Raw genomic sequence first — 21,530 nt, forward strand, 5'->3', positions numbered from 1 at the left:
CAAGCAGTGACAATCGTGATGAATATGTAGCCTGTGACATGGCAACTGCATACACAGGATATGTTGTCTGTTTCCAATTTAGCATTTATTCGTGAGATCATTGCAACTCATTTGAATGGAAAGAGATAGCACTCTGTATTCCAACCGACAGTGGCACTTCATACTTTTTCGTCTGACTGATACGGCCAGGATGTCTATGTGTCCAGGCAGTCAGTTTTCGATGCTGAAAAGCTTGTACTGCTGAGAGCCGTCGTCGGTAAAAAAAAGTGTCCGGTGCTTCGCGTGCGTTGGTTGGAAGAGTAGTAGAAGCGAAGGAAGGAGGACTTTTTATGCAGCAATATATGGATCTGCTCGTCGATGCCCTCCTGGATGAGGGTTTTACTGTAGAGGAAGCTCAACGACTCATTCAACTTCAGCAAGAGTACGAAGAGCGCAAAGCCACCGAAGAGACCAATCATCATCGTTTTGTACGCTGGCTTGTAGAGCATGGGCGGTTTAGTGAGTGGTAGTGATGCTGGGATAGAATAGTATGCACTCTTACGAGGAGTGTGTACGGCTATTGGTCAATAGCGTACGAAAAGTTACCTTGCGGGGCTCTTCGTGGATGTTGTACAATGAAGATAGCGGAGCAGATGGGACGGCGTGGCATTGCTACGCCGTCTTTATATTTCCTATAACAGCCCGGGTAACTATGCAAGTTGCCCCGATACACAAGGGAGGCCTCTATGAAAGCGGTTGTAATGGCCGGCGGGGAAGGATCGAGGCTACGTCCATTGACGATTCGACGTCCAAAACCGATGGTTCCTATCGTGGGCAAGCCTGTGATGGAGCACATCCTCAACTTGTTGAAGCGTCATGGCATCACCGAGGTCGTCGTCACCGTTCAGTATCTGGCAAGTAATATCGAAGATTACTTTGGCAATGGTTCACAACTGGGTATGCGTATTACCTACTCGCGTGAAGATGTACCTCTGGGTACGGCGGGTAGCGTGAAAAATGCCGAAGACCAACTGACTGAGCCATTCCTCGTGATTAGTGGGGACGCCCTCACTGATTATGATTTGACAGAACTGATCAAGTATCATAACGAAAAAAAATCTCTCGCAACTCTTCTTCTCGCGCATGTACATAATCCTCTTGAATATGGTGTCATCATTACCAATGAAGACGGCCATATTACCCAGTTCCTGGAAAAACCGAGCTGGGGAGAAGTGTTTAGCGATACTATTAATACAGGTATCTATGTCCTTGATCCCAAAGTATTTAGCTACTTTGAGCGGGATAAGCAGTTTGACTTTAGCCAGGAACTCTTCCCGATGATGTTGAAGCAGGGAGATCCGATTTATGGCTATGTGGCTCCTGAGGGCTACTGGTGCGATGTCGGTAACCTGGGTGAATACATGCGGGCGAATGCGGATATGCTCCAACATAATGTGAATCTTGACATTCCTGCCCACCATCTTGGTAATAACATCTGGTGTGAAGAGGGAGCAGAGATTCATGAGGATGCGCAACTGTACGGTCCGGTCTATTTAGGACGGGATTGTAAGGTGCGCGCCGGGGCGATTATCCATGGTCCAAGCATGATTGGTAGCTATTCGATTATTGATGAGCGCGCGCAGGTTGATCGCAGTATTGTCTGGAACAACTCGTATATCGGGGATCGTGCTGAACTGCGTGGGGCGATTGTTGGTTCGTCTTCAAATATCAAGAGTAAAGCCGTGATGTTTGAGGGCTCGGTAATCGGTGATAATTCCATTATTCAGGATGGGGCGATCATTCAACCGAACGTGAAGATCTGGCCTGATAAAGAGATTGAGGCCGGGGCTGTCGTGAATACCAGCATTATCTGGGGTTCGCAGGGACGCCGTGGACTCTTTAGTCGCTATGGTGTTACTGGCCTGGTTAATGTGGATTTGACGCCAGAGTTCGCGACTAAACTGGGTGCTGCCTATGGTGGAATTCTACCTAAAGGTTCGGCCGTCTGCTTGAATCGTGATACCCATCGTACTTCTCGTATGATTAAGCGTGGCATCAATGCTGGCTTACCGTCAGCAGGTATTAATGTTCACGATATTAATCAGGTGCCGCTGCCTGTTGCACGCTACTTTATTCGTACTACTGAAGCCGTTGGTGGTGTCCATGTCAGTATGTCTCCTGTAGACCAGCGTGTGGTGGAAATTAAAATTTTTGATCAAAATGGTCTGGATATCAATAAAACAACCGAACGTAAGATTGAGAATTTATACTTCCGTGAGGATTTCCGTCGCGTTTATATTGATGAGATCGGGGCGATTGATGTCTTAAGCACGAAGGATATTGATGGGCACTATCTTGAGGGCTTTAACCGCGTTGTGGATTACGAGGCGGTGCGCAGGCGTAAGTTCCAACTGGTTGTGGACTATGCTCATGGTAGTACCAACGAGATGTTCTCGAAGATTCTGAGCAATCTGGGTTGTGAAGTCATTGTGTTGAACTCGGACTCAGAAGAGGCTAATCCTTCCCGTACACCGGATGAGCTAAGCAAAGATATGCAGCGCCTGGCCACGATTAGTTCGGCATTGAATACCGATATGGGTATTCGTATCGATCCCAGTGGTGAGCGTATCTCGGTCGTGGATGATCGTGGTCGCATTCTGGATGGTATGAAGATATTGTCAGTGATGACCAGCCTTTTCTTGCGTCGCCATCGCAACGGGACCGTGGCGGCTCCGGTGACCGCACCGAGTGCTCTGGAGCATATTGCGAAGCGCTATGATGGTCATATTCAGCATACCAAAGTGCTCCCCCATGCTTTGATGACGGCGGCGGGCCGTGAAGGTGTGGTTCTGGTCGGAGATGGCAGCGGCCAATTTGCCTTCCCCGAACTCCATCCTGCCTTTGATGGCATGCTGGCCGTAGCCAAGCTGTTGGAACTGCTGTCTACCTTTGAGATGCGCTTATCCGAGGTCGTGGATGATCTTCCTGCTTATTATATGAGCAGTACACGCGTTAATTGTCCCTGGGAACACAAGGGCAAGGTTATGCGTATCTTGAGCGAACAGTACCGTGAGCGACGTGCCAAGCCAATCGATGGTATTAAGATTGACCTGGGTAAAGAGTGGGTACTGGTGCTTCCGGATGCGGATGGTCCATTCTTCCATGTGTTTGCCGAGTCTGTTTCTACCGAACATGCTCAGGCCCTGGCGGAAAAATATGCACGCGTGGTGAGTGGTCTACAGCAGTAGGCACTACTCAAAAAAAAGGACTGGTCGAATATATCTCGATCAGTCCTTTTTTGTATTTGTTTGCAGGTCAGGCTCTTGAGAGGGTAGCTTCAGCTGCAATGACAAACCTGGGAGCGTCAAACTCTCTCACGTGTGCTGGCAGTTGTTGTTCTGGCAGCAGGCGCAGCATCGCCTGTCGAATACCATCGGATAGTGTGACGCCTGGTTGCCAGCCTAACAGATGGCGTGCGCGCGTATTATCCAGGATAATCGAAGACGTTTCTAGATGTGGACCAGAGAGATAGATGGGCTCTTGCTGGCTATTCTGCATGATTGCTAGCATATGATAGAGCTGATTTAATGAGCAGCCCTGACCAGTACTGATATGGAGGGTCCGATTTTCGCTACGAACCAGATTTTTCAGTAAGTGCAGATTGGCCTGGATCACATCGTCAATGAAGATGTGGTCACGCACCTCATTGCCGCTGCCGCGAATAATGGGACGCTTGTGCTCATGAAGCATGTGTATAAAGTAGCTGAGCGGATGATGATGGGGTGTGATACGGATTTCGCCATAGATATCTGCATAGCGCAGAATCGTATGTTTGAGTCCATATTGTTGTGTATAATAGCGCGCATACCATTCTCCTGCCAGCTTGCTTATATCCTGCGCGCTGCGCGGTTGCAGGCAGGTTTCTTCCGGGAGCGGCAACAGTTCGGGCGTGACTCTTCCGTACAGATTATTTCCGCCGGAGGCAAAGATAAACTGTTTTACTGAGGCACTAACACAGCTATCCAGGACATTGATTAAGCCTCTCACGTGGACATCTGCGTCCGTCAGGGTGTGTGCGCCCGTTCCTGTTTCGTGTCGTTGAGTTGCATGGTGGCTAACGAGATCTGGACGTTCCGCCTGGAATATGTCCTGCAGTTTTCTATCGCGTATATCTACTTGATAGAAACGTGCACGTGGATCGATAGCTTCTGCTGATCCTGTGACAAGGCTATCGATCACAATGACATCGTGTCCAGCGTCTTGATATGCTTTCGTTAGATGGCTTCCGACGAAACCAGCTCCACCGGTGATAGCTATTTTCATACTGGGCCTCTCCATGTATTATTTTTAGTCTCTATCTTATGCCAGTTTCAATGGCTGAGCTGCAGCGATGTAGCGAGCCGCGACCGAGCGGCGTTCACGATTGCTTTTGTATAGCGTGCGTGCCATTTCAATGCTGCGTGCGCAGCCAGGCGTGAGTGTGCGGCGTTCACTCCATTGCTAAAGCCGAACTATCCACACTGCACGGTATGAGAGAATATCTCTTGCTATCCCTCTCCCTATTAGTGTATGCATTTCCCCTATTGATATTGGTGCATCTTTTATCTAATAAAAGAAATGAAGAAAAAACCCGTAGCCGCAGGCCTGCCGCATCGAAAAAAGAGCACGACTACGGGTTCGAATGGACTGATATATAGAGTGTAAAAGTAGCGGTTAATAAAGCAGGTGAGAAGATGAAAAAACCATCAGGCAGCTGGAAGAGCATCGCCGAGAAGAGATTCCAGGGTTGAACGTTTGATTCGGTAGGCCTGGCGTTTTCCACGGTGGGGCAGTGTAATTGCATCCAGGGCACTACTTTTAATCCAACGGCGTACAGTTGTGTCATCGACCCGTAAACGGCGTGCAACTTCGCGTACCGTCAACAGTTCATCCTTTTCCTCTGTCTTCTTCTGGTCTCCTACCTCAGACTGATGTTTATCTAAGACATTACTTTGTGGCATAGAATCCCCTTTGGTGTATTGCTATTTAAGGACGGTCCTTAGTACATCCTAAGGACTAGTCATGCTAACAGCAGTGTCCCGGCTCACAAGAGGATCTTCTTCGCGCTATGCTTGCGTTGAAATGCTCTATCGTGCAGCTTCTGGTATACCATGAGGAGGCAATAACACTGCCCGCCAGTTAACTATACTATACATCTCGACTCAAACATATTAAAATACAGCAAGAGCAAATGTTACTTACAAGAAAGATGCATGCTTTTACCGGGTTCAGGCATAGAGCTTGGAATAGATATAGAAAAGATGGTTTTATAAAGAGAAATGACAGCAGAGATGAAACGCAAAAAACTGATTTTGATAGATGGACATGCCATTATCCATCGCGCTTTCCACGCTGTGCCAGAGGACCTTTCGACCAGTGCTGGTGAGCCAGTAAATGCCACGTTTGGCTTTACGTCGATGTTAATGAAAGCGTTACTTGAAGAAAAACCGGATTATATCGCGGTGACTTTTGATCGTCCTTCGCCAACGTTTCGGCACAAGGAATATAGCCTGTATAAAGCCCATCGTCCGGCTTTGCCTGATAATATGAAGCCGCAATTTGCCCGTATTCGCGAGGTGGTGGAGTCATTTGGGATTGCTATCTATGAGAAAGATGGCTTTGAGGCTGATGATGTGCTGGGTACGCTCTCGGTTCAGGGACGCAAGCTGGGGGTGGATACGGTTATTTATACAGGTGATATGGATACGCTGCAGCTGGTCAATGACCAGGTCACTGTCAAGGTTGCCAAGCGGGGTATTACCGAGGTCACGGACTATGATGAGCATGAAGTCAAGGTGCGCTATGGCTTTGAGCCGAAGATATTACCCGATTTCAAGGGTCTGGTCGGTGATAAGTCAGATAATATTCCTGGCGTGCCCGGTGTGGGTGAGAAGACGGCCAGTCGTTTACTTGGTGAGTATGGAGACCTGGAAGGTATTCTGGCCAACCTTGATAGCTTAAAACCAAAAGAACAGAAATTGATCGGTGCGGCCTCCGAACAGGCGCGACAGAGTAAGTATCTGGCCACTATCGTGTTAGATGCACCCGTACAGCTGGATCTGGATGCCTGTCGGATGACACAGGTGGATGGTGATAAGGTGATGACGCTTTTCCGTCAGCTGGAATTCAGGACCTTGATTGAGCGCGCTCTGGCGCTTTTCCGTGAGCTCCATATTCCTGTCTCGGATACCCACAGCTCGGCTTTATCCTCAACTCCATCAGGTACAGCCTCTGATCTGACTGATAAAACTGATATTGAGGCATTGGGTGAGAACCCGAGGTTTGCTCCTCCCATGGGTGTGGTGCCCATTGTCATGCCGCCGCTGCCTCCTGGTGAGGAGACGGCAGTGCCGCAGGATGTGCTGGAGCCGTTGTCGCTGCAAGCTTCCAGTGTTGAGCAGAACGCGAGTGCCCAGGTTGCAGTGGCTACCAAAGAGCCAGGGCCGGCCCAACTCAGTTTATTTGAAGTAGAGGCACCGCATGAAGAGGTGGTACATAAGCTACGCCTGCCCGGTCTGCCGAGTGCTGATAATGCCTTGCTCGCCGACCGTGAGAAGTACAAGCAGACCAATACCCTGATCGTGAATAGCGAAGAAGCCCTGCGCATCCTGATTAAAAGCCTGACAGATGCAGGAAGCTTTGCGATTGATACCGAGACCACTTCCGATGAGCCTCGCCACGCGGAACTGGTGGGTATTTCACTCTCTATGGCACCTGGCGAAGCATACTATATTCCGGTTGGCCATAAGCAGACGCCAGACGGCCATGAGCCCGATACCCAGTTGTCCTGTGCTTATGTGCTGGAAAAGCTGAAGGTGGTGTTGGAGAACGAGCACGTCCTGAAATATATGCATAACGCCAAATATGATCTGGCGATCCTGTTGCGCTATGGTATTGATGTCAAAGGTCTGGCCTTTGATTCTATGCTGGGTGCGTACCTGGCTGAACCGGGCCGACGTGGCGTGGGACTCAAGGATCAGGCTTTTCAGCGCCTGGGTATTATGATGACGCCGATTAACGAACTGATTGGTTCGGGCAGCAAAATGATTAGTATGTCCCAGGTGCCGATTCGCAAGGCGGCCGATTATGCTGGCGCGGATGCTGATATGACCCTGCGCCTGGTCGAGCCGATTCAGGAGGAGTTACAGCAGCACGGCTTGATGGATATGTATCAGCGCATCGAGTTACCGCTGATCACTGTGTTGATGCAGATGGAGTTGTATGGTGTGGCCCTGGATGGGACCTTCCTGCGTGAGTTTGGTCAGACGCTGGAGGAGCAACTGCACACGCAGGAGGATGCGATCTATGCGGCGGTTGGACATCGCTTCAATATTAATTCCACCAAACAACTGGCGGATGTGTTGTTTGTCGAGCTGCAATTGCCCACCGGTAAAAAAACCAAGACGGGCTATTCGGTGAACGCGGATGTGATTGAGGGACTGCGTGGCAAACATGAGGTGGTGGATTATCTGCTGGAGTATCGCCAGTTGAGTAAGCTGAAATCAACGTATATTGATGGCTTGCTGACCCTGATGGAGCCCCACACTGGTCGCGTGCATACATCCTTTAATCAAACCATTGCTTCCAGTGGTCGACTTTCATCCAGTAATCCAAACCTGCAAAATATTCCAGTGCGCACAGAACTGGGACGCCAGATCCGTCGTGCCTTTATCGCTGATCCCAGCTATGTCTTGCTCACGGCCGATTACTCACAGTTCGAGCTGCGCATTCTGGCCCATATTACACATGAGCCGCGTCTGGTTGAGGCTTTTACCAATGGTGAGGATATCCATACCATCACGGCCTCGACTCTCTTTAGTGTACCCGTGGAAGAGGTGACTAAAGATCAGCGCCGCCTGGCTAAGACGGTGGTGTATGCAGTGCTGTATGGGCAGTCTGCCTATGGACTGGCTATGGTTACTGGTATGACTAATGCCGAGTCGGCCGAGTTTATCAAGCACTACCATGAGATTTTCCCCAACGTCAAAACCTATGTCGATAGCACGCTACAGCAGGCTCGGACCCAGGGATATGTCAATACGCTCTATGGACGTAAACGCTTCTTTCCTGATATGCATGCGCTCTCCCATACTGAGCGGCAGGCGTTGGAGCGTGAGGCGATTAACATGCCGATCCAGGGAACCAATGCGGACCTGATCAAGATTGCGATGATTCGTCTGCACCATGCGCTGAAAGAGAATCGCATGAAGACACGCATGATCCTGCAGGTACACGATGAGTTGGTATTTGAGGTACCTGTTGAAGAACTTGATCGTGCTAAAAAATTGATCCGCTCGATGATGGAAGGCGTCGAGAAGTTGGACGTGCCGATCAAAGTGGAAATGAAGATGGGCAAAAATTGGTACGAAGCCGAACCCATGATATAACATAACGAGAGGGCACTGTCTTGTGCATGCCTGCTTGTTGGTACATGGAGGAGGAATTTTACCCATGCGTTTGTCGAAACTGATTGCTAATTTACCGCCGTATCATTTTGCCAATGCCAAACAGCGGATTCTGGATCGCCAGGCTGCTGGCGTGGATGTGATCTCCCTTTCAATGGGAGATCCAGATCTGCCGGCACCTGAGTCTGTGATTGAGCGGCTCTGTACTTCCTTGCAGGATGTGCAGAATCATCACTATCCAGAATACCGTGGGATGCGTGTGCTCCATGAGGCGATTGCTGAATGGTTCGCACAGCGCTTTGGTGTACAGCTAACGCCAGAACACGATATCTTGCCATTGTTAGGCTCCAAGGAAGGCCTGGCTTATGCTGCCACGGCCGTGTTGGATGCTGGCGATATCGCTCTGGTGCCAGATCCATATTATCCTGTCTATATTTCAGGGACGACAACGCCAGGGGCTGAACCATATCTCTTGCCATTGAATGAAGAAAATCACTATCTCCCGGACCTGGATAAGATTCCGGCCGAGGTGGTAGCCAGAGCACGCGTGCTCTGGCTCAACTATCCAATAATCCTACTGCGGCTTGTGCCGATGGTGCCTTTTTTGAGCGGGCCGTAGATTTTGCGCGCCGACACGATATCGTGATTATTCATGATATGGCCTATGCCGAGGTCTATTTTGACGATTTTCGCCCTATGAGTATCTTACAGATACCCGGTGCTCGTGACGTGGCGGTCGAACTACACTCACTCAGCAAGACCTATAATATGGCTGGCTTTCGCATAGGCATGCTGGTGGGCAATCCTGAACTGGTCGATGCCGTGGGTCGCTTGAAGAGTAATATTGATAGCGGCATTTTCCGTCCAATTCAATATGCGGCCATTGAAGCCTTACGTCTCCCACCGTCCTGGCTGGCTGAACGCAATGCGCTCTACCAGCGACGGCGTGATATTCTGTTTAGTGGCCTGAATGCCCTTGGTATGCGCGCTGAAAAGACACGCGCCGGCCTCTATGTCTGGGCCCACATTCCTGCAGGCTCTACCTCAAAAAATTTTGCTGACTGGCTTTTTGATCAGACGGGTGTTCTCCTCACGCCCGGTACTAACTTTGGGTCCGGTGGAGAAGGCTATGTCCGCATCTCCATAACAGAACCTGAAGAGCGCTTACGTACAGCACTACAACGAATGAGTACAGTTCTCCGTGTAGAATAATAGAGAGCACATATGCAGGCACCTCTTATCAGGTGCCTGTAGCATCAAGCGCTCACTGTATGGCTGCGCTTCCACCAGCGAATTGTGTTTGCTTGATTTAACAGCATACCTGTGTTGCAGTCAATGTTTGTGGAACGTTTCTCCGCTTCCTGTGCTTGTTATGAATTGTGCCAGTTTATTGCGTAAGCTTAATGGTAAGAGGATATAGATTATTATGGTCCTGAAGCAAGATGCATCTACACCTTATTGTGCGCAGCCGAATCCCTGGCATATGCGGATACCCGTTGAACTGGACCAGGATATTCGATCTGGACTTGATCGTGAGTGGCTTGTCACGAATGGCTTGGGCGGTTATGCCTCAGGTTCTCTTGTCGGCGCAACGACGCGTTGTTATCATGGCTTGCTTGTCGCAGCCCTGCATCCGCCAGTCCAACGGACTGTACTGGTGGCAAAAGTTGATGAGGTTGCGCTTCTTCCTACCGGGGAGAAAATAGCCCTGGGGGTGAATGAATATGCAACCGGTACCATTACGCCGCAAGGGTACACACATTTACAATCTGTTTCGCTGGATGGTGATATTCCTTGCTTTTTCTATACGCTTTCGGAGACGCTGACCCTGGAAAAGCGTATCTGGATGGAGTATGGACAAAATACGACCTATGTTCAATATGTGTTACACGGTGCTTTTGATGAGCATAGTGAGCAGACTGGCAACGGGAAAGATCCGTTTGTGCCTGCTTCATTGACGCTGGAAATTTCGCCATTTTGTCTTTCACGAGACTATCATGCGACGACGGTGGGCTCGGTGAACTGGCAGTTTCAGGTGGAAAACACTGGCAATCGTTGTCGTATTCAGGCTTATGATGGGGCTCCTGCCTACCATCTTATCGCAGCCCCGGCGGCGACCTTTACTTCTGGCGGCTTCTGGTACTGGCATCTCTGGCATCGTCGCGACCATGAACGTGGTCTGCCTGATCAGGAAGATGTGTATCAACCGGGCACGTTTCAGTTGCAGTTGGTCCCGGGCATGCCAGCCACCCTGGTCCTGACTGCAGAGAACGAGACTACCTGTACTTCGTTGGGCTATGGTGGTGCGCGTCATGAAGAATTAGCGGCCCAGGCTCTGCTGCGCCATCGACGACGCATACAACAATTGCTGAATGTGGCCGATCGCTCCAGTGCTTCTCTGTCTGAGCAGGATCCCATGTTTGCGCGCCTGGTACTGGCGGCCGATCAATTTATTGTGGCGCGTCCCGATTATACGCATCCCGATGAGGATCAGCAGATGTTGCGGCTCGCGCCCGATCGCAAGACCATTATTGCGGGCTACCCCTGGTTCACTGATTGGGGGCGCGATAGTATGATCTCTTTGCCGGGACTACTATTATGCACGGGACGCTACAGTGAGGCACGTGGTCTGCTCAAAGCCTTTGCTTCCTTTGTTCACAATGGCTTGATCCCCAACCGTTTCCCTGATGATGGTTTCGCGCCTATTTATAATACCGTTGATGCCACCTTGTGGATGTTTCGAGCACTGGATTACTATCTTACGACCACGGGCGACTGGTCTTTACTGAAAGAATTATTTCCTACCTTATGTGAAATTATTCAGTGGCATGTCAATGGAACCGATTATGGTATACAGATGGATCCTGCTGACGGTTTGTTAAAGGCTGGGGTGCCAGGAGTACAATTAACATGGATGGATGCCAAGGTTGGGGATTGGGTGGTGACACCACGTTTTGGGAAGCCAGTCGAGATTAATGCACTCTGGTATTATGCGCTGACCGCGATGGAAGGTTGGGCGGTGCGTTTGTCGACTGATGCGGCCCAGTATGGACATTTGCGTACCCTGGTGCGCCAGCACTTTGCTACGCGCTTCTGGTATGCGGATGGTGGCTATCTCTATGATGTGGTTGATGTGGCCGGGGTGGCTGGACAAAACGATGCTTCGCTACGCCCCAATCAATTGTTTGCGGCCTCATTGACCCGGGATCTATTGTCTGAACAACAGGTGGAAAGTCTGTTTCAGCGGGTGACTGAGCAACTTTTTACTCCGGTTGGCCTGCGCTCACTGAGTCCGCAGGATCCTGCCTATCAAAACCATTTTGCGGGAAGTCGTGAGCAGCGTGATGGCGCTTATCATCAGGGGGCTGTGTGGCAATGGTTGATTGGTCCATATGTTGATGTCCACCTCCAACTTCATAATGATCCGGCGGCGCTGATTCCTTTACTTGAGCCATTTGTGCAGCAGTTATGGGAAACCTGTCTGGGCACAATCAGTGAATTAGCTGAGCCAGAGCCTCCTTTTATCAATGGTGGTTGTTTCGCTCAGGCCTGGAGTGTCGCGGAAGTGCTACGCTGCTGGCTCTTTATTCGTGATCAGCGGGATTACCAGGTGTAATTTCATCCTCTTCTCATGAAAAGACGCTAGACTACATGTGTTGCATTGGTTGTGTTTTCTACTGGAGTCGTAGGACAACAATCAATGCACTGCATTTTTTTGCGGATAAACACCAATGAGGAGGGGATATGCGGATCCTGGTTGTTGAGGATGATCCACGTCTGGGTCCCAGTTTAAAAAAAGGCCTGGAAGGCAATCACTATGCCGTTGATTTGATCTCCAATGGCGAGGATGCCTTTCTGGCGGCCCTGGCAACGGCCTATGATCTGCTGGTGTTGGATATCTTGCTACCTGGCCTGAATGGTTTTGAAGTCTGCAAACGCTTACGTGAGAAGGGACGTGTGATGCCGATCCTGTTGTTAACAGCGCTCGGTGAGGTGGATCATCGCGTCAAAGGTCTCGACCTGGGGGCGGATGATTATCTGGTCAAACCCTTTGCCTTCAGTGAATTGGAGGCGCGGGTGCGGGCATTGTTGCGACGTAAAGGACCGACCAGAACCCCTGTTTTACAATTTATGGATATCAAACTGGATACCCGTACCCATGATGTGTATCGGGGCGATCGCTTGATTGCATTGGGGAGTAAAGAATACTCGCTACTTGAATTCTTTATGCGTCATCCTCATCAGGTGTTAAGTCGGACCATGATAGCTGAGCATGTGTGGGATAGCGATACCGAGCATCTTTCAAATGTGATTGATGTCTACATTCGTTATCTGCGCCGGAAGTTGTGCGAACAAAATGAACCAGATGTGATCGTTACGGTTCGTGGAGCAGGCTATCAGCTAAAGGAGCCGCCGCTATGATCAAACGTTTGCACTCTCTTGCTCCACCAGGATTGCGTTTGCAATTAACCCTCTGGTACACAACCGTGTCGGTTGTCCTCATGCTTATCTTCTGTATCGCTTTTTATACGACCCTCCAGAGTATCCTCTTCAACAGTTTCGATGCCGCTCTGCAACAGCGGGCCCAGCAAGTCGCAGAGAGTGTGGGTGTGGAGGGAGGAAAATTATTTGTCGATGATATAGATCCCGATGCCCCTGAAATGGACGCTCCTGCCGCTCTGATTGAGCCATATAACAATTATGACAACGCTAAATATACATCGAATCCACATAAGATTTATTGCAAGACTGCGCATCGCGACATGGTTCTGGTGCGTGTATTGGATAAGAGTGGCCGTGAGATCTACGCGACTGGTACCTCGCGCGCGCTGGCAATCCCTCGGACCAGTGTGATGTTACCACTGGCCGGACAGCCCTGGCGTGCGACCCTTGCAGCGGGCCATGACCGGACAATGCGTGTGTATAGCACCATGCTGGTTGATGGTCGGACGATCATTGGGATTGTACAGGTTGGCCAATCGCTGGATCCTTTATATCGCTCGTTGGATCATATTGTACTGATCCTTTTCCTCTTGATGCTGCTGGCTCTGGCGATCTGCTCGCTTGGTAGTTACTGGCTATCTGGCCGTGCCTTTCGCTCAATCTATCTCTTAACCAGGACTGCTCGCGAAATTACCGCCACCGGTCTCCATCAGCGTGTTCTGATTCCTGCGGCCAGAGATGAGGTTCGCGATTTATCAATCATTTTTAATCAGATGGTTGCACGCTTGGAGCGTGCTTTTATTCAACAACGCCGCCTGGTCGCGGATGCTTCACATGAACTGCGGACGCCGGTTGCGGTGATTCGTAATCTGACCGAGGTAGCCCTGGCGCAGCCTGCTCAGGCCGACGAATATAAGCATGTGCTCGCTGAAGTCAACGCTGAGTCCGAACACCTTGGCCATCTCCTCAATGATTTGCTCGTGCTGGCCCGCGCCGATGAGGGACAGCTCAAACTGGATTGTGAGCCGGTGCGTTTGGATCTGCTGGCGCTGGATGTGCTGGATAGTCTGGAGCCCCTGGCCCGGGAACGGGCGATTGCTCTCCAGGTACGTCGGTTGACTCCGGCCACTGTGGCGGGAGATGCGGCCCGCCTGATCCAGGTTATTATGGGTCTGGTCGATAATGCTTTGAATTATACGAACGCTGGTGGGAAGGTAACCCTCTCGGTTGAAGTGCGTGATACGCAGGCCTATCTGCATGTTGCGGATACTGGTATGGGGATCGAGCCCAGAGATATCGAGCATATTTTTGAGCGCTTCTACCGCGCTGATCCTGCCCGCTCCCGAGCGGCAGGTGGCAGTGGCCTGGGGCTCTCGATTGTGGAATGGGTCGTGCGCGCACATAGAGGTTCAGTTGAAGTGCAGAGCGAGCTCGGGAATGGTTCTATCTTTACTGTAATTCTGCCCTGTCTCGCTGCTCAGATATAGTGCCAGCTAAACATTATTGCACGCGTATCACGATGGCGCTGACATTGCCTTCGCCCCCGGCTGTATTGGCGGCTTCTACCATAGTTATGGCGAGTTTTTGTGGATCTTCTTCTTGCGCCAGAAATTGGTGGATACGCTCATCGGGCAGCATATGCCAGAGTCCATCCGTACAGAGCAGGACGAGGTCGCCTGCCTCTACCTTAAATTGAAATATATCAATTGGTATGGTGTAGTTCTGGCCTAGATAGCGATAATGCTGGTTGCGTTTTGGGCTTTTCGCCACATCGTCAGGATGGAGCAGATTGGCTTCGACCAGATTGGCTGCCAGTGTATGGTCGCGCGTAATACAGCGCAAGCCTTGTTTGTCATTATAATGATAGGCGCGGCTATCTCCCACGCTGGCAACATATAAGTGTCGCTTATACATCAGGGCCATCGTCAGCGTACTGGCCATGGTCGCCTCATAGTCGGCATTGCAGTGATAGATGACCTGATTTGCCTGTCTGACCGCATCCCGGATCCATTGTTCCAGGATGGCCTCGCCGGGCGGGGTTGGTCGTTGCAGCGAGCGACTGATCTGCTTGTTGCCGGCAGGAGTACTGTAATTATGCCGGGTCGTACCAACCAGCGGGGTACTCAATAAGGGTAACAGGATATCTGCCAGCGTCTCTACTGCCAGTCGACTGGACTCATGGCCTTTGGCCAGTTTGTTGGTTGGATTCCGTAGACCATCGGCGACTGCAAACAGTCCGAATGGACGTGGTGGAGGTTCCAGGTTTATGCACAATCCCTGCACGATCAGCAGCATATCTTCATTGCTGGTCGCATTGCGCCCACTATCACTGATGTATCCTACCTGGCAAACCTCATGGACCAGTGGAGATGTGTCACTCAGACTATGGCCGCAGTGGCGACAGAAGCGCGAGACCTGGCGGTTTTCCCGACCACATTTAGCACAGGGATTTTCTGGAATGATCATACGCACGATTGCGTTGTCATCTCCTGTGGCGATCAAAGTAGCGGCCATATCTAGAGGGACGGGATTACTGACCGCTATGGTTTCTTCCGCCCAGATCCCCTGGTTGTTCAGCGCTGCATTCAGTGCATCTGTAAAGGCTTGTCCACTCTGAAAGCGCCGGGTGGGATCAGTGTCAATGGCTTTAAGAATGACATCATCAGCGGCTACTGGTAAGGCCGAATTGAGCTCACTTGGGTGGGGAAGGCCACTGGTATGCTGCTTGATGACGGCCTGGAATGGGAGCAAGCCAGTAAACATTTGATACGTCACCACTCCCATTGCATAGATATCGCTGGCTGGTTCTGGATTGCCCTGTTCTTGTTCGGGGGCGATATAATGTTCAGTTCCAAGTGACCAGCCACGCTGTGTGAGCGGTTTGTCCTGCTGCATTGCTCGTGCAATACCAAAGTCCGCTACCATTAAGCGTTGATCATCCTGATGAATCAATAAATTGGATGGTTTGATATCACGGTGTACGATCTGTTGTGGATGATGATGGATCGCATCAATGGCTGCGCCTAATTCACCGGTATAACGCCGGGCCATCTCAAGAGGGAGTGGCTGCTCTGGTTTCAGCAGCATTTTCAGCGTGCCGCCAGTAATCAATGGCATAGTTACATACAGTAATTGACCATCCTGCCCAAAATTCAGGACCGGTACAATATTGGGATGTTGCAACTGATGGGCATAACGTGCCTCGCGACGGAAACGCTCGATAGCAATAACAAGATCTGTCTTGTTGGTGGCCAGGGTCAGCACTTTCAGTGCAACCTGTTGGCCTTCAAACGTATCGCTCGTCCGATATACGACCCCCATGCCGCCCATACCGATCAGCGTCTCAATACGATAGCGGCCAGCCACCAGCGCCTCTGGCAACAGGCAGCGACAAAACGGATTCGTACATTGTGTTGTTCCGGGTGTATAGACAGTCTGGCAGCGGGGATTCAGGCAAGACGGCATGCTTTTTCTCTCAATGATCTTATCCAGTTGCTCTGGCAGGTTGCCAGGAGCGTGTGCCCCCTAAGTGTAGATGAATGGCGTGCATCTGTCAATATAAATGAGTTCATTTTATTGTTTTAGTGGCTACGTAAATTTTGTGGGATGTTTCGCGCCTGCGATACATGTTTACCAGTTGAATGCTGGACGAGTGAGCGCGAATTTTTATGTAAGAGAAGTTGTCGATAGGCAAAGACAGCGCTATAATCTGGATAGTTATAAACGATTTCATATTTCAGACACTGATCGACGCACTCAAAGGATAAAAGGATATCATGCTACAAACGTTACCGTTAGTTCTCTTTATAGTGATGGCCGAGGTCTCTATCGGCGCAGTAAGCGTCCTGGTTTTTCTTGATTGGCGTAACGAGGTCAAGCGTGGTTTTCTGGTCTCGTACGCTCTGATTTACCTGGTCCTGGCGGGCTTAACTTATTGGTTTCAGCAGAGTTTTTCGACACCAGAATTGCTTAATACCTACGCAAAACTGGATAAGGCCTGGACTGGCTATCTGTCGCTGCCTCTTTTGCTTTTTTTCCTCTTGCTCATTCCTTATAGCTTCTTTTTGTTACTGGACAAAACGGCGGGCGTACAGGATGCTACATTGAAAGATAACGAGGCGGTAACTGAGCAACCAGTTGTGCGTAAGAATTCGCCTGTCCGTGTTTTGCGCTTGCTCAGTGGCGTTGCGACAGTGGTTGCAGGCCTGGTGACGCTGTTTGTGATGGCGATGATTTATCGGCCTATGGCTGGTAGTGAGATTGGTGGCATCATTACGGTGGCTGGCTTCTTTGCGGCGGCCTTTGCGCTGGGTGGTGTCCTGACTGCTATGTGGCTTGGACACTGGTACCTGGTGACGCCAGCCCTTTCTGAGCGGCCTTTACAGTTCTCGACGACGCTGGTTCTGGTCGCGGTCGCGGCCCAGGTCCTCCTCTTCATCGTGGCCGGTGGCAATGCCAGTGATGCTGGTAAGGCGCATCCTATTACGCCTCCTCCTGTGGCGGCACAGGCCACACCGGTTCCTTCCAATCAGGTCAAGCCAGCCAATGCCCCGGTTGTCACACCACTGGGAACAGATGCCATCGGCTGGATCCGCGTCCTGGTTGGCTATGTCATGCCTCTGGTCCTGGGTGGCTTGTCCTGGAAATTGATCCGTGACCGCTCCTTCCAGTCCGCTACCGGGATGCTTTATCTGGTAGTTGTGTGTTCGCTGGCTGGTGAAATCATGTCGCGCGGCCTGTTTGTCGGCGGCCTGTAATCTTCTGTACATGCAAAGAGGACGTCTACTACAGACGCCCTCTTTTTTTTATGGATTGAATGATTTAGTTCTGTTTGCGTTCTTTCTCGCGTGCTGCCAGTTCACGGCGCAGGATCTTGCCGGAAGCGGTTTTGGGGATTGCATTGATGAACTCAATAAAGTGTATGCGTTTATAGCCAGCTAATTTGCCATTGGCAAAGGTTAAGATCTCCTCTTCGGTGACCGTTGTGCCTGGCCGCTGGACCACGATACCTTTGATCAACTCGCCCGCTTCATCATCAGGAACTCCAATCACTGCAGTATCAATGATGGCTGGATGTTCAAGCAGCAAGGCCTCAATCTCGGCCGGGGCTACGCCGAAGCCGTGATATTTGATCATCTCTTTCTTGCGATCCACGATATACGTGTATCCGTCTTCTTCGACGTAGGCTATATCTCCAGTATGTAGCCAGCCATCGCGTAAGGCGTTTTTGGTCTCTTCAGGAGCATGCCAGTAGCCTTGCATAACCTGGGGACCGCGTACCAGCAATTCCCCCTGTTCTCCGGTGCTACCTCCTGTGTTCCGGTCTCGATATCCACAATCTTGCACTCGGTATTATGGATCGGTAAGCCGATACTGCCGAGTCGGATTAATTCGGGGTCGCGTGGTTGTGAGTGGGTGAGAGGTGAGGCTTCGGTCAGACCATAGCCTTGCACAATGTGGCCAGGAATCTTTTCCTGGAGCCTGCGCGCCGGATCAACCGGCATCGGGGCAGCACCCGAGAAGATAAATTTGACGGTAGCCATTTTGCCGAGATCGACGGGGGCATTTGCCATGCCGATGATAATTGGCGGGACCGCAAAATAGTAGGTGACCTTGTGCTTCTCACAGAGTTCCAGGGACTTCATTAAGTCGAAGCGTTCCATCATGACCTGTGTGCCACCGCAGGCCAGGAAGCTACCGGTGAGCATGACTCCATAGATATGGTAGAAAGGCAGGAAGAGGAGTGCTACATCGGTGATGGTGATGCCCAGACATGAGTTAAACTGTAGATTATTGCTGACCAGATTGCGGTGCGAGAGCATCGTACCTTTGGGCAAGCCTGTCGTCCCGGATGAAATATGGCAGCGCCAACGCATCCTGAGATCATCGGCCGCTGACTACTTTATCAACATTGGTAGAATCAAGTGAAGCGCTCTTTCCTGGCAAAAAGAGGATTTGGGCGCAGTCAAGGTAAATAGATATTAAAATAGATCCTTTTGGCTTATCCACGCAGTCCCCTTACCTACTATACTGTTTATAAAATAGTTTTAAAATAGTTGGTACAAGGTTGTTTCTTGCCCTCTAGTGACGACGATATGTTTTTAGTTTGGAAAACTCAGTTATTGGTGAAAAGCGCAGATAGCAGTGACCATCGGCAAGAGATCGCTCTGACCAGGATACCTTTGGCCTTCCAGATGGTGGTTGGACGCGCTGTGATCGTTGATCTGTGCTTTGCTGATTGTACTAAGGATTCTCGAATATCAAGAGAGGATTTGCTGACCACAATACGCAAAGAACTGATCTGCGCTCTAAATCCAGGATATGACAATCAGTGTCAAGCGACGAGAAAGCCTAGCTCAGAATCAAATCCAACCAGATTGATAATATTCTCCGGGCCGGTTTAAGATTGGTAGGTGACAGAGACAGAGAAGGAATATCTCACATAATAGAGCGCCAGGACCTAATTCGATTTTAAGATCCAATAGTAGAGGCGCGATATATCATGGTGGTTTGACTATTTGAGTGGATCTTTGCGAAATACAGAATAAGGACTTTCAGCTAGCGTTAAGATAGACAGAATAGGCCAGTTGCACTCTGATTACGATGACATCGATACTAAGCTACGAAGACAATGATCAGTAGGGAACATCAGGAATCCATTGGTGGGCGAAAATAGTTCAGGGGTCAAACCATTTTTTCGACATTTGCCAGCGTCCTTTCTGTCACGAACTTGTCAACTAGTGAGTTTCAAGACAAATTGTCCCTCTACCAGATACAGTGTGGTGTCCTATCTTCTGTGTACGGCCATCTTATGCGACGCTAAGCTTGTATTAGAGCCATGATCTGTTGCTTGATCATAGATTAGGCATACTCTTCAGTTATTTCTGGGAAGGTCAAGACTTTGCAGGCTAATACTCAATCCCCGGTCTTCTCGAAATTTCTCTTCGCTGTGGCAAGGGGTGAAATGTCAAATGGTGCGGCCTCGCACTCCTTGCCGGAGCTGACTCCGTAAGTGTTTTAAGTTCTCGCCTGATACTCCCTCACATACTGCTCCTTTTATCGCCCCGGGTGGAAATCGCGGAAGGCCGTAAGGCGGGACCAAAAGTGATAGTTGGACAAGCCCGTGGACTAGACCATCTAGGAACTCGACTATAGAGACGCTGGAGTGATATATTATAGCATGAGCGGTGAATCGCACGTTCTATTGTTGAATTACTGATTGAGCTATCAACTGTAGCTACTACTGGTGGGCGATCCCAATCATGTTGATGACGAGCATATTTCCTGCACCTACACATTTGTCATGACTGTATAGTCGCTGCCTGAGGGTGCACCGGTGCTGTGCGATGAGCTCAGTCCATACACCGGGGACAGTAAGGCGAGTAGAAGCGGATCTTCATCGTTCCGCTCCCGGGTCTATCTGGGTTACCCAGCAGGATGAAATTTTTCTGGTTTCTTGAGCAATCTTTTGTTTCTATTCCCCTTACCTATGTTGACCTGACCGGTGTCTCGGGCCCTGCATTGCGTTGCTTGCCACCATATAAGTTGTTTAAAGGCCTGATTATTAATGATTCCTGCTCTGCCTGTTACTATTAACGTATTGCACCACCATGGCTGACTGCAGGATGGTTTGTGTGCGTCCATCACTGTTGGGCTTGCAGACATAAGCTGGTATTGCCAGTGTTGACCGTATTTGCGTCAGTATGGTGAGAGGATCTGGTGTGAGTGACACTCTCACTGGCTCTGGAGCAGCTACAGCGCTGCGATAGTGTTTCAAGCAAATCAAGTGCTTGCTGGGAGACTGACATCGGGCTCCATTTTTGTGGTGATGAGCGTTGCGTTCCTGGAGTTAGCGTCTCTCCCCGCCTTGCTGATACTCTGGCTGGTTCCACGGCGAGATTAAGATACTTGCCGGTTGATGACATCAGCAATGAACAATCAAAGCCAATATAGGATAACCTGTGGTCAAAAAAGAGGCTGAGCCGCGCCCGTCGGTGCTCAAATACAGAACCTCTGAGAGTGCCCGCTTAGCGTATTATGCCGGGCTCAGTGCTTATGTTGAGACATTACAGAAATCAGGCAAGTCCGATTTGTAAGGGACTCGGCCCGTTCCACAATGGAGGCGTCCACGGTGATTCATGATGTTCCTATGAGCGGCGTGTCTCGTCTCTGGTTTCCCGTATGAGGCTGCCAACCATTGCTAGACGCTGTGTTTGTTGGGCTCGGCTATGTTGTAACGAAGTGAGGAGACATATTTGCCTTGTTCACCTGGGGTTGTGGCAAAAACGATCATTCCTGTGCCGGCGTGTTGATTAAGCTAGTTTCCATCCCCAGTGCCTCGGAAGCCGGAGCAGATCTTCTCACTTATACTCAGTAGCCGCGTCAATGAGAAAGAATTTAGCTAACTTCTGCGCGCTTACTATGAGTGATGGGGAAGACGCAATTAGCTGTCGTGCAGGTCTGCGCCACTCTGGCAAGATCCTCCGCGGTACATACCGCTTGGATGGATTTAGCTAGCATGCCATTTTCTGGCTTTTCAGGCGGAAGCTCCAGTACAAATGCGGATAACTATGTAGACGTACGCCGCGTGAAAGAGTACTCGTCGAAACCGCGAATGGATTCTCTGGCCGGAGCCCACTGCGATATGGGATGCGTTCTTTTAAT

The 21,530-nt window shown here is 50.3% G+C and carries 14 protein-coding genes; 9 read left to right on the forward strand and 5 right to left on the reverse strand.

Annotated elements, in window-relative coordinates; genetic code table 11:
• Nucleotides 1-329 precede the first annotated feature (329 nt).
• Both KDW_RS17300 and KDW_RS17305 read left to right on the forward strand, forming a co-directional pair.
• The gene (locus KDW_RS17300; RefSeq protein WP_126597342.1) at nucleotides 330-509 is read left to right on the forward strand and encodes a hypothetical protein; all 180 of its coding nucleotides are present in this window, start codon (nucleotides 330-332) and stop codon (nucleotides 507-509) included.
• A 216-nt stretch (nucleotides 510-725) separates the two neighbouring features.
• A complete protein-coding gene (locus KDW_RS17305) occupies nucleotides 726-3,227 on the forward strand; it encodes a mannose-1-phosphate guanyltransferase (protein ID WP_151757108.1) in 2,502 nt (833 codons plus the stop codon).
• Between the two features lie 67 nt (nucleotides 3,228-3,294).
• Here KDW_RS17305 and KDW_RS17310 read toward each other — a convergent pair whose 3' ends face one another.
• Together KDW_RS17310 and KDW_RS17315 are read right to left on the reverse strand one after the other, a co-directional pair.
• Entirely contained in the window at nucleotides 3,295-4,302 is a 1,008-nt protein-coding gene (locus tag KDW_RS17310) for an NAD-dependent epimerase/dehydratase family protein (RefSeq protein ID WP_162005319.1), read from the reverse strand.
• Nucleotides 4,303-4,724: 422 nt separating this feature from the next.
• Nucleotides 4,725-4,979, reverse strand: coding sequence for a helix-turn-helix domain-containing protein (locus tag KDW_RS17315; RefSeq protein ID WP_151757110.1), 255 nt, complete (start codon nucleotides 4,977-4,979; stop codon nucleotides 4,725-4,727).
• A gap of 330 nt (nucleotides 4,980-5,309) precedes the next feature.
• Between KDW_RS17315 and polA the strand changes: the two genes are divergently transcribed.
• From polA to KDW_RS17340, 6 genes are all read left to right on the forward strand, one after another.
• Nucleotides 5,310-8,405, forward strand: a complete 3,096-nt coding sequence (gene polA, locus KDW_RS17320) for a DNA polymerase I (RefSeq protein WP_162005320.1) — start codon at nucleotides 5,310-5,312, stop codon at nucleotides 8,403-8,405.
• A gap of 64 nt (nucleotides 8,406-8,469) precedes the next feature.
• The gene (locus KDW_RS35035) at nucleotides 8,470-9,042 is read left to right on the forward strand and encodes an aminotransferase class I/II-fold pyridoxal phosphate-dependent enzyme (protein ID WP_198925304.1); all 573 of its coding nucleotides are present in this window, start codon (nucleotides 8,470-8,472) and stop codon (nucleotides 9,040-9,042) included.
• The gene (locus KDW_RS35040; protein WP_198925356.1) at nucleotides 8,976-9,635 is read left to right on the forward strand and encodes an aminotransferase class I/II-fold pyridoxal phosphate-dependent enzyme; all 660 of its coding nucleotides are present in this window, start codon (nucleotides 8,976-8,978) and stop codon (nucleotides 9,633-9,635) included. The genes KDW_RS35035 and KDW_RS35040 overlap by 67 nt, the downstream gene beginning before the upstream one ends.
• 214 nt (nucleotides 9,636-9,849) lie before the next feature.
• A complete protein-coding gene (locus KDW_RS17330) occupies nucleotides 9,850-12,039 on the forward strand; it encodes an amylo-alpha-1,6-glucosidase (RefSeq protein ID WP_198925305.1) in 2,190 nt (729 codons plus the stop codon).
• A gap of 128 nt (nucleotides 12,040-12,167) precedes the next feature.
• Complete coding sequence (locus KDW_RS17335) at nucleotides 12,168-12,845, forward strand: response regulator transcription factor (RefSeq protein WP_151757112.1); 678 nt, start codon at nucleotides 12,168-12,170, stop codon at nucleotides 12,843-12,845.
• Nucleotides 12,842-14,353 (forward strand): sensor histidine kinase, encoded by a 1,512-nt coding sequence (locus KDW_RS17340; protein ID WP_151757113.1) that lies wholly within the window; start codon nucleotides 12,842-12,844, stop codon nucleotides 14,351-14,353. Before KDW_RS17335 ends, KDW_RS17340 begins: the two co-directional genes overlap by 4 nt.
• 13 nt (nucleotides 14,354-14,366) lie before the next feature.
• Here the strand turns inward: KDW_RS17340 and KDW_RS17345 are convergent, their stop codons facing one another.
• Entirely contained in the window at nucleotides 14,367-16,331 is a 1,965-nt protein-coding gene (locus tag KDW_RS17345; protein ID WP_151757114.1) for a protein kinase domain-containing protein, read from the reverse strand.
• 311 nt (nucleotides 16,332-16,642) lie between these two features.
• On the opposite strand from KDW_RS17345, the gene KDW_RS17350 reads away from it, so the two are divergent.
• The gene (locus KDW_RS17350; protein ID WP_151757115.1) at nucleotides 16,643-17,623 is read left to right on the forward strand and encodes a hypothetical protein; all 981 of its coding nucleotides are present in this window, start codon (nucleotides 16,643-16,645) and stop codon (nucleotides 17,621-17,623) included.
• A 64-nt stretch (nucleotides 17,624-17,687) separates the two neighbouring features.
• On the opposite strand, the gene KDW_RS17355 is transcribed toward KDW_RS17350, so the two are convergent.
• Entirely contained in the window at nucleotides 17,688-18,152 is a 465-nt protein-coding gene (locus KDW_RS17355; RefSeq protein ID WP_151757116.1) for a class I adenylate-forming enzyme family protein, read from the reverse strand.
• A complete protein-coding gene (locus tag KDW_RS17360) occupies nucleotides 18,053-18,742 on the reverse strand; it encodes a class I adenylate-forming enzyme family protein (protein WP_151757117.1) in 690 nt (229 codons plus the stop codon). Before KDW_RS17360 ends, KDW_RS17355 begins: the two co-directional genes overlap by 100 nt.
• Nucleotides 18,743-21,530 lie beyond the last annotated feature (2,788 nt).

Source organism: Dictyobacter vulcani (genome assembly GCF_008974265.1).
GTDB lineage: Bacteria > Chloroflexota > Ktedonobacteria > Ktedonobacterales > Ktedonobacteraceae > Dictyobacter > Dictyobacter vulcani.

Excerpts from the sequence above, each read along its gene's own strand:
- KDW_RS17330 (WP_198925305.1), top strand. The coding sequence starts at position 9,850 with ATGGTCCTGAAGCAAGATGCATCTACACCTTATTGTGCGCAGCCGAAT.
- polA (WP_162005320.1), top strand. The coding sequence starts at position 5,310 with ATGAAACGCAAAAAACTGATTTTGATAGATGGACATGCCATTATCCAT.
- KDW_RS17300 (WP_126597342.1), top strand. The coding sequence starts at position 330 with ATGCAGCAATATATGGATCTGCTCGTCGATGCCCTCCTGGATGAGGGT.
- KDW_RS17345 (WP_151757114.1), bottom strand. The coding sequence starts at position 16,331 with ATGCCGTCTTGCCTGAATCCCCGCTGCCAGACTGTCTATACACCCGGA.
- KDW_RS17340 (WP_151757113.1), top strand. The coding sequence starts at position 12,842 with ATGATCAAACGTTTGCACTCTCTTGCTCCACCAGGATTGCGTTTGCAA.
- KDW_RS17335 (WP_151757112.1), top strand. The coding sequence starts at position 12,168 with ATGCGGATCCTGGTTGTTGAGGATGATCCACGTCTGGGTCCCAGTTTA.
- KDW_RS17360 (WP_151757117.1), bottom strand. The coding sequence starts at position 18,742 with ATGCGTTGGCGCTGCCATATTTCATCCGGGACGACAGGCTTGCCCAAA.
- KDW_RS35035 (WP_198925304.1), top strand. The coding sequence starts at position 8,470 with ATGCGTTTGTCGAAACTGATTGCTAATTTACCGCCGTATCATTTTGCC.
- KDW_RS17310 (WP_162005319.1), bottom strand. The coding sequence starts at position 4,302 with ATGAAAATAGCTATCACCGGTGGAGCTGGTTTCGTCGGAAGCCATCTA.
- KDW_RS17350 (WP_151757115.1), top strand. The coding sequence starts at position 16,643 with ATGCTACAAACGTTACCGTTAGTTCTCTTTATAGTGATGGCCGAGGTC.
- KDW_RS17305 (WP_151757108.1), top strand. The coding sequence starts at position 726 with ATGAAAGCGGTTGTAATGGCCGGCGGGGAAGGATCGAGGCTACGTCCA.
- KDW_RS17315 (WP_151757110.1), bottom strand. The coding sequence starts at position 4,979 with ATGCCACAAAGTAATGTCTTAGATAAACATCAGTCTGAGGTAGGAGAC.